Annotated in this window: 11 protein-coding genes and 2 pseudogenes; 4 read left to right on the forward strand and 9 right to left on the reverse strand. The window is 33.2% G+C overall.

Translation table 11 applies throughout. The features are described 5' to 3' along the window. The first annotated feature begins 108 nt into the window (after positions 1-108). A complete protein-coding gene (locus tag CYAN7822_RS32775) occupies positions 109-939 on the forward strand; it encodes a glycosyltransferase family 2 protein (protein WP_013325562.1) in 831 nt (276 codons plus the stop codon). Between the two features lie 98 nt (positions 940-1037). Beyond that, entirely contained in the window at positions 1038-1832 is a 795-nt protein-coding gene (locus tag CYAN7822_RS32780) for a sulfotransferase family protein (protein WP_013325563.1), read from the forward strand. 13 nt (positions 1833-1845) lie between these two features. Here CYAN7822_RS32780 and CYAN7822_RS32785 read toward each other — a convergent pair whose 3' ends face one another. The 6 genes and pseudogenes from CYAN7822_RS32785 to CYAN7822_RS38310 all read right to left on the reverse strand — a co-directional run. Next, positions 1846-2688, reverse strand: a complete 843-nt coding sequence (locus CYAN7822_RS32785) for a LicD family protein (RefSeq protein ID WP_013325564.1) — start codon at positions 2686-2688, stop codon at positions 1846-1848. A gap of 23 nt (positions 2689-2711) precedes the next feature. Then, a complete protein-coding gene (locus CYAN7822_RS32790) occupies positions 2712-3407 on the reverse strand; it encodes a class I SAM-dependent methyltransferase (protein ID WP_013325565.1) in 696 nt (231 codons plus the stop codon). Positions 3408-3478: 71 nt separating this feature from the next. After that, positions 3479-5308, reverse strand: coding sequence for an aminotransferase class I/II-fold pyridoxal phosphate-dependent enzyme (locus CYAN7822_RS32795; RefSeq protein ID WP_013325566.1), 1830 nt, complete (start codon positions 5306-5308; stop codon positions 3479-3481). Positions 5309-5316: 8 nt separating this feature from the next. Beyond that, positions 5317-6243 carry a glycosyltransferase family 2 protein gene (locus CYAN7822_RS32800; RefSeq protein ID WP_013325567.1) on the reverse strand — a complete coding sequence of 309 codons (927 nt, stop codon included), beginning with the start codon at positions 6241-6243 and terminating at the stop codon, positions 5317-5319. Between the two features lie 328 nt (positions 6244-6571). Further along, the gene (locus CYAN7822_RS32805) at positions 6572-7489 is read right to left on the reverse strand and encodes a glycosyltransferase family 2 protein (RefSeq protein ID WP_013325568.1); all 918 of its coding nucleotides are present in this window, start codon (positions 7487-7489) and stop codon (positions 6572-6574) included. Continuing rightward, positions 7489-7668, reverse strand: a pseudogene (locus tag CYAN7822_RS38310) (hypothetical protein); the annotation flags it as partial. The gene CYAN7822_RS32805 and the pseudogene CYAN7822_RS38310, both read right to left, overlap by 1 nt. Before the next feature lie 106 nt (positions 7669-7774). On the opposite strand from CYAN7822_RS38310, the gene CYAN7822_RS39960 reads away from it, so the two are divergent. After that, entirely contained in the window at positions 7775-8170 is a 396-nt protein-coding gene (locus tag CYAN7822_RS39960) for a hypothetical protein (protein ID WP_245602863.1), read from the forward strand. Between the two features lie 125 nt (positions 8171-8295). After that, complete coding sequence (locus tag CYAN7822_RS39965; protein ID WP_245602864.1) at positions 8296-8598, forward strand: hypothetical protein; 303 nt, start codon at positions 8296-8298, stop codon at positions 8596-8598. A 323-nt stretch (positions 8599-8921) separates the two neighbouring features. Here the strand turns inward: CYAN7822_RS39965 and CYAN7822_RS32815 are convergent, their stop codons facing one another. From CYAN7822_RS32815 to CYAN7822_RS37200, 3 genes and pseudogenes are all read right to left on the reverse strand, one after another. Beyond that, positions 8922-10394, reverse strand: coding sequence for an NAD(P)/FAD-dependent oxidoreductase (locus CYAN7822_RS32815; RefSeq protein WP_013325569.1), 1473 nt, complete (start codon positions 10392-10394; stop codon positions 8922-8924). Between the two features lie 396 nt (positions 10395-10790). Then, the gene (locus CYAN7822_RS40305; protein WP_083786962.1) at positions 10791-10991 is read right to left on the reverse strand and encodes an HNH endonuclease; all 201 of its coding nucleotides are present in this window, start codon (positions 10989-10991) and stop codon (positions 10791-10793) included. Between the two features lie 13 nt (positions 10992-11004). Further along, positions 11005-11785 (reverse strand): annotated as a pseudogene (locus CYAN7822_RS37200) (IS5 family transposase); the annotation flags it as partial. Positions 11786-11795 lie beyond the last annotated feature (10 nt).

The following is an 11795-nucleotide window of genomic DNA, read 5'->3' on the forward strand; positions in this document are numbered from 1 at the left end:
TACTGTAAATAGATTAAAATTTAATTTTTTTCAATCACCTTGAGGAATTGCCCCACAAAGGCTAAAATTGATAAAAAAGGTTAATTTCTCAAATATTCACTGCTGTATATGTCTCATCAAATAACTTATTTAGTCGCTAACTACAATAACGGAAAATATATTCAAGATTGTCTGAATTCCTTACTCGCACAAACCAATAACCAGTGGTTATGTTTAATCGCGGATGATAAAAGTACAGATAACTCCTTAGAAATAATAGCTCCTTTTTTATCGGACAAAATTACATTACTTCAACATGAGCAAAATCTGGGTTATATCGCAACTTTGATCACTTTAATAGAAAACGCTAAAACTGATATAGTCGGTATTTTAGATCCAGATGATGCTCTTGAAGCAGAAGCTACAGAATTTGTCTTAAAAACCTATAATAATAGTCCTGAAGCTGGTCTTGTTTATAGCAAATATGATGTTTATAACGAAGATTTAACCCTCAAAATAAGCACAGGTTATTCCCATAAAATACCTTCAAAAGAAACGAGTTTATTTCGTGGTTTTATTTCTCATCTTAAGACCTTTAGACGCACAATATATGGAAAAACCAAAGGACTTGACCAAAGTATGTTGTATGCGGAAGATCGAGATTTGGTATTTAAACTCGAAGAAGTTAGTTCCGTTATTTTTATTGATCGAGTATTATATAAATATCGCTATTTAGAAAATTCACAATCTCATGAATTGGAAAAACAGAGAATCGGAGACGAAAACTATCGCCGTGCTTATCGTAATGCTTTAAATCGCCGTCAGATTAAAGGAAAACAAAAATTTGCTCATCTATTATTGTTCTATAGTCGTCAGTTAGGTTATAGAATGCTACCCAACTCTTTGTTTCATTGGTTTCAATTAGTTGTGGAAAAAATAGCTTTGTTTCTGGTTAAATAATCAATATTTATAAAGAGATTATTCTTATTTAATGACTTTACCTAACATTGATTCCTTGAATTTCTTAAGAACAGTTAAATATTACAGGAGATAATTAATTGAAACCAGTAATATCAACCTCTAAAAAATTAATTAATCGTACTTTAAAGTATTGTCAACAAGGAAGCTTCATAGCTTCTAGACTATGGCGTTATGGCGAGTTAGTTCCGCAAACAAGATACGTTTTTACAGATAGAAAATTGATTTATCTTGTTGTTCAAAAGGTTGCTTGTACCTCGATTAAAACTACAATTGCTCGTAGTTACGGTATTAAAGTTCAACAAGAGGAAGATATTCATCTCGATCAGTTTTTACAATCTAAATTAGGAAGACCCAAAAAGAATGAATACCCTGAATATACTATTTTCTCTTTTGTACGGAACCCTTATGATAGATTGGTTTCATGTTATAGAGACAAGGTACTTGATGTTAAACAAAGATATTCAGTGCCTTATTTCGACACAAAGTTAGGGTATTATCCTTATTATATACCTCATGATATTAGCTTTGCAGAATTTGTGCAAATCATCGTTAAAATACCAGACTATCTTGCTGATAATCATTTTAAATCTCAATATGCTATACTATCTTCTTATGGTAAGTTATTACCCGATTTTATTGGACGGATGGAAACGCTTCAACAAGACTGGGAAAAACTTGCTAAGACCTATAATTTTGATGTGAACTTAGCTCATCTAAACAGTACACAAAAAACAAGCTTTAGCAAGTATTACACTCAAGAATTAGTCGATTTAGTATATCAACGTTATCAGAAAGATTTTGAACACCTTGGTTACTCTCAAGCAAAACAAGCGTTACGACAAAAGATTGAAAATAATTTACAAAAAAAATAAACATTTAGATAGGTTAGGATAAACCAAAGAAACGATATATTTTTATACCAATCATTCGCCATAAAAAATCTCGCAAAGGGAAAGGTAATATGATTCTTCCTAATATAATTATCTTTCCGAGAATGTCATCTTTCTTTATTACATAAGTTAAATTGGCTTTTAACACAGTTACTTCTTGAGATAATTTATCAGCGAAAGTGATTTTTTCATCGGATTCAAAATTTTGTTTAAAATTAATTAATGCTGGACGAAAATCGGTCATTCTAATCTTTCGAGCAACATTTGATTTATCATAGTTTTTATAACTGTATTCTAAACAATCTGAACCATAATAATCTAATAAAGAGTCAATTTTATTTGGCCCTAATAAATGCTTGTGATAGAAAGGGTATTTAATTAATGGAAAAACTTCTGATTTTAGTAGTTTGTAATCAGACCATTTGATATATGTTTCATCTGCTTCCCATACTTCTATATCCAAGTGTAAATGATTTATTCTACTATAAAAAATAGTACAACCTTCACCTTCAAACGCAAAATTAGAAAACCAAAAACCATTTTTTTTAATGATTGGTTTTAAAACTTGAACACGCTCGAAATCATCCTTCAAAATTCCAATATCTACATCATAATCCCAAGGAATTAAACCACTATGTCTAATGCTTCCTAAAAGAGTTCCCCAGTAGATAAAGTAAGGAATGTTATGTTCCTCTAAAAGATGAGTAACAAAAAATAAGAGTTCAACTAAATGAGTAGCACAGCAAACAGGAATATTATGACCCTTTTCTGTATATCTAAAATTAGAGTTAGAACCATTAAGCTCGCATTGTAATGTATTTTTTGTACAAAATTGCATTAATTTTTTCCCAGTATAATCAATTAAATTTTATGAATATAGATATTAAAACGGTAATCAGCATGATCATATTCAGCTATCTTTTGATCTTCGATAATTACTTTTACAGATTCACTTGCTAATTGCTGATAAAACCAATCTTTGCTATAAAACAAATGCTCTAAGCCTCGATATTTTTTTTCATATTCTTTTTCTCCTAAGATAGATTTTCTTTTAGCTAATGCTTGTTCTTTTTTGTCCAGATCAGAAACATCAAAAATACCGATACTTTTACGAGCAAGTTTTTGCATTTTTTTGAGAACTTCAGCCCCATATTCGTAAGTAGGAAAATAGATAAATACGCCACTGGAAACAACAATATCGCATTGATTTTCTGTATTTAAATTAATAGCTTCTTTAACTTGAAAATCTCCATTTAACATTGTTTCTGATGCTAATTTAATTAAAGGTTCAGAATAATCTATACCAGCAATTTTATGTCCTTGTTGATAAAATGGATAAAGGAAAGCACCTGAACCACAACCGACCTCAAAAATTGAATCATTGGGACTGATATTGAGTTTTTTCCCTTGTTTAAAAATATAATTTTTCCATTCCTCTTCACTAATCATGGAAAATTTACTATCATATCCATTAGCTCGCATCAAAGACTCTAAAATTGAATCATATTGATGAGATATTTGACGTTTATTCCAAATGATTTTCCATTGATTACTCATGATTACCTCTACTTTAGAGTTGGATGAATAGTGCTACAAACAAGATTCCCATGATAAGCTAGAAGCTTGTTCTACGTTTCTTTAAAAATATTATAATCTTTGATAACTGTCAAATAACTGTCACTAAACTTATGATTATCTTCTTCATTTCTTACCGCTAACCTTAAGTAAGAATAAGAGGTTGTAAAACGATTAGAGACATCTTTGATGTAAATTCTATATTTTTTTAATAATTGTTCTTTTAAGTATGCCATAAAGGTTGTTTCACAATCTAATTCTACTAACAAAAAGTTAGCCCCACTAGGATAAACTTGATTCACTAAAGGTAACCGGATTAGTTGCTCTGCAAAATCGTGACGATCCCTCTTAGTTTTTTGATAAGATTCTTGGATCATATCACGATGCTTGAGGATAATTTCTAAGAAAAATTCAGCGATAGAATTTAGATTCCAAATAGAGATTCGATGACGAATATAGTTATTTAATTCAAAATTACAACAATAGATATAGCCTAAACGAACTCCTGGAATCCCCAATATCTTACTTAAACTAACCAATAAGATAACATTATTAAGGGGGTTAATTTTTAATAATTCTAAAATACTTTTTTCTTCAGAAAAATTAATAAAAGACTCATCAACGATAATTAATTTACTTGGATTAGTGAGGGCTAAATTATAAATAAATTCCGTTGAAATAACTGACCCAGTAGGGTTATTGGGATTAACTATAACCACCGAGTTACAATCATTGATTTTGTCTAAAATTTCATTGGTATCTATTCCTACTTGATCAGAATAAGTCAAACAATTCTTGAAAATACGAGGGTATTCACCAAAGGTAGGACAAGGCAATAAAACCTTACTTTCTTTTAAATATTCCTCTAAAATAGGATAAATTTGAGAAGCACCATTTAGAGTAATGACATAATCTGATTCACAATATAAATAACTGCTCAGTTTTTCATCAATCATCTTTTGAGTCGAACTGTAACTTTGTAGCAATACAGTTAAATTATTTTTAATTTCTGAAATCAAAGAGTTACTGGGAAAATACATATTACGAAGAAAACAAAAATCTAAGATATCGTAATTCCAAAAACCCCCAAAAGAAGCGTCTAATATTTGCTGTTGAATACTTTCATTAAAGACAAACTCTGCGATTCTTAAATCGTTAGGATCGTCAATTTCTGCCCATTTACCTTGAATTAACTCTGCATAAACTTCTACTTTACCGAGATAAATAATTAACCCTAAAATAATTTCATAATAACAATTATTGTCTAAAGTTTTAGCATAAAAAACAAGTAATTTGCTAAAGTTATTTGCACAAAATTCTTGAGAAAATTTATATACATTTAAAGTCTTATATTTATCCCTAAAATCAAAATCACTACCTTGTAAATGAGGAGGAATAACATTCGTAATTATTTTTTCTGTGGAAATTGTCACCACCGTACCATCCATACCAAGACGATAATAATCAACCAAAGCAACATTACTGTGAGGTGATTGTAGTAAATGCTTTAAAATAGATGAATCAAAAATAAGATCAGCTTCAATCAAGATAATATCTCGATCAATTTTTAAATTTTCAAAAGCGAGTGCCAAGGAATAAATATTATTCGTTTCTGCGTATTTAGGATTATAAATATAGTTGAAATCTAAGTGAGGATAGGTTTGTTTTAAATATAATTTTAGTTCAGCATCTTGATAACCAGTAACAATATTGATGTCAGTTATTTTAAATTCTAATAATGAATTAATAATTCTTTGAATAACGGTTTTATCTGCTATTTTTAATAAAGTTTTATGGGTGTGATAGGTTAAGGGACGCATTCTTCTACCATAACCTGCTGCAAGAATAATAACTTTAAATCTATTTTTGTTTTCTAGTTTCATAATAATTATTAATATTTATGTCTGATAATTAACTCTGATGACTCCAAGGGTTTACCTATGCCAGCGTACCCAAAAAATTCTCCTAAAGACCAGCATAAAATTCCCACCAATGTTACTGGCAATGTGAGTATAAATTGATATATATATGTCCCTGATTTAATAACATCCTTGCTACGACGATAGGTAATTAAAAAGGGAAGAAGAAATGATCCCCCTGCGTATATTATTTGCTTGATCGGGGAAAAATTTTTTTCTAACACTCTGAGTTGAGCAAAGTTTTGTCCATGCTTGAATTTGCGTTTTATTAAATCCCCGAAATCCTTAATGTTAATGTGAAACACCTGAATCTTAGGAACAAATAAGGCTTGATAACCAGCATCAGCTAATTTCCAAGTAAATAGGGTATCTTCACATAAACCACCTTCTAAAAAGGGTCCATACTTTTCAAATGCCCATCGTTTACAGGATAGACAGCCCGTAGGAATATCAGTGCGAGCAAATGAATGTGATTGAGGCATCCATTGACTAAATCCTGAGAAATAGTAACCCCAACCTACATAGCTTTCTGGATTGCCATTGGCGATCGCCCCGCCAACGACGGGATGATCCGTTTGCCCATGGGCTTCTATAATTTGCTTAAGCCATGTTGGTTTAACGAAACAATCTGCATCTAGAAATATGAGAATATTTCCTTGAGAATTGATTACTCCATAATTGCGGGCATCCCCTGGGTACATTTTTTGGTCAAAATGATAAAGCTTGATATTGGGAAATCTTTCCTCAATCAGCATTTCTGTGGCATCATTAGAGCTATCCACAACAATAATTTCAAAACGATGGCAATCAACTTGGGCTTCAAGGGCTGTCAAACACTTGACAATAGTTTTACTGCTGTTGTACGAAGGAATGATAACTGAAACTAGGGAGTTTTCCATTCTCTTGAAAATTTTACTTTTAATCTAAATTTGAAGGATGTGATTCTTAATTTCAATCCCTTAACTTAATTTTACAGTAATACTGTTTTTTTTGACAAATATGGAAGAAAAAGGTTAACAATTAATCTATAATTAATAAAAACTTAACACCCCAAACCATTTCCGTGATTATTCCCGTCGATAAAGGAGGGAAAGCATTTACCTAGACAGAATTGATTCACCGTGAGCGCAATTTTGTCAACGATTTAAACTTGCAATGGTCAAGTCGTCTTAGCACCGTTTGTCTCTATTTATTGGTTATGACTACCGTAGCCAGTATTTGGTTATCTCAAATGGTTTTACTGACAGGCTTCCTGATCTCAGGTTGGAAAATTTTTGTTGTAAAAAATCCGAAAATATTAGCCAATTGTGAGAGCAATAATAAGCTACAAAGAAATAGGGATGGGAAAGGACTAGATTGTGTGGTCAAAGGATAAGTAATTAGCTTCCAATAAAAGGTTAATGGTTGAAATTTTAGGGATGTTTTATTTCCTTGGGAACGAAGTTGATGAAAACAATAGGCACCACAACCATAATTATAATGTTGTCGCCAAAATTTACCTAAACTTAGGTGATGAGAATGATAGATAATTGCATTAGGAATATAACATAATGAATAGCCAGACGATAACCAACGATCACAAAATTCTCGGTCTTCTCCTGCTGCTAAAGAAAAGCTAATATCAAATTGCCCAACTTGATCAAATAATTTCCGATATATGGCAAAATTATTAGAGGCAAAAAAGGTGGCTTGAGTGCCTTTTGTGTTGTAATAATCATAAAGATAATCAATGAATAATTGACTCGCTGTTGAATAAGGGTTGTCCACTAAGGTGTTGAGGGTTTTTCCTCCTAAAAGGGCGTTTGGAGTTTTAGAAAAACCATTTTCAAGAGCACAAAGCCAGTTTTCATCTAGAATGCAGTCATCATCCGTAAAGGCTAAATACTCTCCAGATGCTGCATTTGCTCCCGTGTTCCGTGCTTGGGCAGGTCCTGCGTTAGTTTGTCGAATTAATTTAATATGCAGTTGCTCACGGTAAGGATTGACTAAATTATCTAAGGGGTCTTTACTCCCATCATCAACAATAATTATTTCAAAGCGCTCTCTTGGATACTTAAGACAAGCAATGGAGTCCAGACAGGTTTTCAATGCTTCACAACGATTATAGGTGGGAATAACAATTGACATAAATGGAGACAGACTCATTAATATATCCCCACACCAACTTGAGAAAGAGACTTCTTATCATCTGTTACAAAATCTTTATAATAAAACAGTTCTGTATTCACTTGCCACAAATCATGATTAGCACCCATAATACTCTCAGCAGCTAATAATGCGGATAACATGGAATGATCTTGGTTATTATAACAGTGCATTCCGTTGCATCTAATGTTTTTTTATAATATTATTATAATATTATAAAATCTAAAACACAAGATAGATATCAACAACCTGTAACACTTTTTAATTATTTACATTAAAAATAAAATGAGTCTTGGAAAAAAACAGCCGATTTTATTGATTCTAACTTTGTTGCTTACCTTTCTGGCAATAACTTATTTAAGCAAAGGGTTTTATAATCTAGCCTTTGATGGAAGTCCAAGGGGCGCAAGGGATTTGCTAGAACGCTGGAAAGAACAACAGTATATATATTTAAATACTTACCCTTATGGAATGGATAGGGCGGATATCAATCCTATTTTAGGAAGAATTCGTTCAGGAGGCTATCCGCCCTGGGCTTTTTTTACGGGATTTTTTGTATTCCCTAATATTTCTTGGGGGTTAATTCGGGCCTATCATGTCTTGTTAAATTTTTTATTTTTAGGACTTCTCAGCCGTTTTGCCTATCAATTAGGATTACCTTTTGGTCAACTGGCGGCTTAGTTTTTCGTAGTAGCTTCTTTAGCAATAAGTAGTAATTGTACTACTTTGAATACTGGTCAGTATGGTATTATTATTAATGGTCTTTTAATTGCCGTTTATTACTTACTTCAGGCTAAAAAAATATTTTGGCTGGATTATTGATGGGAATGTCTTTAGCTAAACCTACTATTTCCGCTTCTTATATTTTAAGTTTAGCAATTAATCGTAAAATTAAAACAGTATTTGTTGCCTTGTTTTACATTATTTTCGGAATATTTTATATTTCTTCATTAATTTATCTTAGCTTAAATACCATTATATATCGTTTTATAAGTCAAATAAAGTATGTGGCTAATGATGGAGTGAGCAATATTAATTTTTTGATTAATTTAAGAATTAAAAATCAAATTGCTATTATTTTATCAGGTTTAATGGCTGTAATTTTTTAGAAACTAAAACAGGCTCCTTTATTAATACTTGTCGCCTGTGCATCTGTTATTAGTCGAATTTTCACTTATCATCGTTCTTATGATGATTTAATGCTAGTGTTTTTGCTATTAGCTCTATTAAAAGTGGTTTTTGAATACCCTAGATGGCATAACATAATTATTATCTTTTTACTGGGATTGACTTTATGGATTCCTCTTCGCGTTCAAAATATGCTTGCCCCTTATTGGCTTATTTTTCAAATGTTAGTCTGGTTAATTTCTTTAATTGCTTTATTAATTAACTCATTAAACAATCAACAAAAACCTTGTTAACAAAGCTCAATTTAAATACTGTTATCTTCTTGTTTAGATTTAGTCATGAATTCTTCATGATAAGAGCGTTCTGTATTAACTTTCCATAAATTATGATTCGCTCCCATAATATTCTCTGCCGCTAAGAGTGCTGATAGCATTGAATGATCTTGATTATTGTAACGGTGCATTCCGTTACGTCCTACCGATTGTAAATTTTCTAAAGTATTTATATAGGATTGAATAATTTTTAGATGTTGCTGGTACTCCGCATCATAAACTGGATAAGCTTTCTTTTGGCGAATAACTGTTCCATCTTCTACTTTTTTAAGACTATCTATCAATCTGAGATTGACGAGTTCTTCACTAGCAAGTTGAATTAAATTTTGATCGTCCATTTCCCACAGTTGATCTCCCTCGCTACAAAAATATTCCATTCCCAAACAGGTTTTAGAAAAATCGGGAACCATTTTTGGACTCCAATTTTTAAAATTTTGAATTCGTCCTACTTTCAATTCTGGACTATGGATATAAATCCAATTGTCCGGAAAAAGATGTTCTTGAGCAATTACAAGAGGAACGATTAAAAAATCTCGATATTTAAGGCGATCAGCCGCTTTTAAAACCGCTTCGGGAGGTAAAGGATCTAAACTGTTCATTAAAGTCGTAATCGGCATAGTATTAATAAATTGAGCGCCGTTTATCTCAAAAATTTTGCCGTCTTTTTTGACGAGAATTCCGATAATTTTTTGCTCTTGTCGTTTGACTTTAACCACTTCTGTATCCAGCCATATTGGACAACCCTGATGTTCTAATTTTTCTTGAAACCGTTCCCACATCATGCCCGGACCCAACAAAGGGTAATCAAATTCTTTAATCAAAGTTTTAGTATCATTAGTCCCGAAAACAGCACTGATAATCGCTTTTTTTAGAGATAATCCTTTAATACGTTGTGCAGCCCAATCTGCCCGGATTTGAGTACAGGGAATTCCCCAGACTTTCTCCGTATAACTTTTAAAAAAAGTTTTATACAAACGTTCACCAAAACGATTAGTAACCCATTCTTCAAAATTTTCTTCTAGGGGTAAAGGAAAAACTTTAACTTTCAAATAACTATAAATAATCAGTAAACTTTGTAAAATTCCTAAATTCCACACAGCATTTAGGGGGTCTAAAGGATAATTAAAATATTTACCTTTATAATAAATACGAGATAGACGCGGAACTTTAATAAACTCATCCCCTAATATCTCATACCATAAATGCTGTATTTGAGGAACTTTAGTAAAAAAGCGGTGTCCTCCAATATCAAAACGATAACCCTTGTAAGTTTCTGTGCGCGAAATTCCTCCAACTCGATCCCCTTTTTCTAAAACAATGGAGCGTAAATCATGTTGAGCTAAATAATAAGCCGCAGTTAATCCAGCAGGACCTCCACCAATAACGATAGTTGAAGGAAAATCAGAATCATCAGAACTCAAATTATCAGAATTTTTCGTCAGCATTAATTTTATTTATTGAGATAAGAGTCTAAAAATGATGTTTTATTTCAACGATACGCCTTAACCAGTATTGTCCAGTCCCGATAGCGAAAGCCAATCCACTGTATAAATAATATAACCAATGCCAGGGCAAGATTCGAATAGTAAACAAAAATCCACGTTTTTCTTGAAAAAATTGGTAAACAGCGAAATTTAAGATAAGGAGAACCAATATTACCACAATTACCCCGGCGAGTAAAGAAAAAACCCAAAAACTCCCCATCAGTAAGACTAAAAGCGTATAAACGAGCGCGACACTAAGACGGCTTGAGCATTGTAAATTGTTAGGTGAGTAGAGATAGTCGCCTATCCCTACTTCCCTCCAGAACGTGGCGTGAAAGTTTCCCTTCACCACGCTCCTCAGTGTACGACTAGCACCTTTTCTTGTGCCATCAACTCTACGCGGTGTAATTGGTCGTGACAGTGTAGGTGTACCAACAAGAGATTCTTGTCGGCGTTACTGCCTCCTTTTGACTTCCTTTCGATATGGTGTTTCTCTAGGGCGTGTCTGCAAACTTCTTTTACAGCCAGAGAAGTATAGAAGCGATCTGCTCCGCAGATCCGCGAAGCGGTGCGTCAACATAGCCAAATAGTTGTGTGCATATTTTTCATATCTTGTCGCCACTCTGCGAAATTTTTTGAGCCGGTTGATCAGCCTTTCGACTCGATTCCGCTCACGATACAGACCTCTATTAAAGCGTTGTCGCTTTTTTTCGTTGCTTTTACGTGGTATGATGGGATTTATCTTCTTGTGGCGTAATTTTTCTCGGATAGCTTGACTACTGTAACCTTTATCGCCAAGAAAGTATCTGAATCGACTTTTAGGTCGCCCTCGCCCAATTCTTTTTACTTTTCCCCCTTTGAGCAAGTCATCAAAACCAACAGTGTCATGTGGTTCCCCGGCTGTTAAAACAAAAACCATCGGTTTTCCGTATCCTTCGGACCGAATGTGTATTTTTGTGGAAAAACCTCCTTTGCTACGTCCTAAAGCCTGTTTTTCTTGCCCCATGAATAGCTCCAGCAGCGTGCTGATGTGCCCGAACTACCGTACTGTCGCCCATGTGAACTTCCCAATCAATTTTGCCTTCAATGTCGGCTATCGTTTGAAGTTTTGCCAAAATTTCGTCCCAAACCCCTGCTTTTCGCCATCGATAAAAGCGGCTTGATACGGTGCTGTGAATTCCATAGCAAGGTGGTAAATCACGCCAAGGCGCACCTGTCCTTAAAATCCAAAGTATTCCATTGATTATTTCTCTGTGATCGTCTCCTGGCCTTCCTGTCTTCGCTTTTTGACGTGGTAAAAGAGTTTTTAACTTTTCCCATTCCTCGTCGCCAAATTCTTGAAACCCATCCAGTAAAAAATCA

This window comes from Gloeothece verrucosa PCC 7822, assembly GCF_000147335.1.
GTDB lineage: Bacteria > Cyanobacteriota > Cyanobacteriia > Cyanobacteriales > Microcystaceae > Gloeothece > Gloeothece verrucosa.

Coding starts and splice junctions, on each gene's coding strand:
- CYAN7822_RS39960 (WP_245602863.1), top strand. CDS start 7,775: ATGAGTCTTGGAAAAAAACAGCCGATTTTATTGATTCTAACTTTGTTG.
- CYAN7822_RS32785 (WP_013325564.1), bottom strand. CDS start 2,688: ATGCAATTTTGTACAAAAAATACATTACAATGCGAGCTTAATGGTTCT.
- CYAN7822_RS32805 (WP_013325568.1), bottom strand. CDS start 7,489: ATGAGTCTGTCTCCATTTATGTCAATTGTTATTCCCACCTATAATCGT.
- CYAN7822_RS32775 (WP_013325562.1), top strand. CDS start 109: ATGTCTCATCAAATAACTTATTTAGTCGCTAACTACAATAACGGAAAA.
- CYAN7822_RS32790 (WP_013325565.1), bottom strand. CDS start 3,407: ATGAGTAATCAATGGAAAATCATTTGGAATAAACGTCAAATATCTCAT.
- CYAN7822_RS32795 (WP_013325566.1), bottom strand. CDS start 5,308: ATGAAACTAGAAAACAAAAATAGATTTAAAGTTATTATTCTTGCAGCA.
- CYAN7822_RS32815 (WP_013325569.1), bottom strand. CDS start 10,394: ATGCTGACGAAAAATTCTGATAATTTGAGTTCTGATGATTCTGATTTT.
- CYAN7822_RS32800 (WP_013325567.1), bottom strand. CDS start 6,243: ATGGAAAACTCCCTAGTTTCAGTTATCATTCCTTCGTACAACAGCAGT.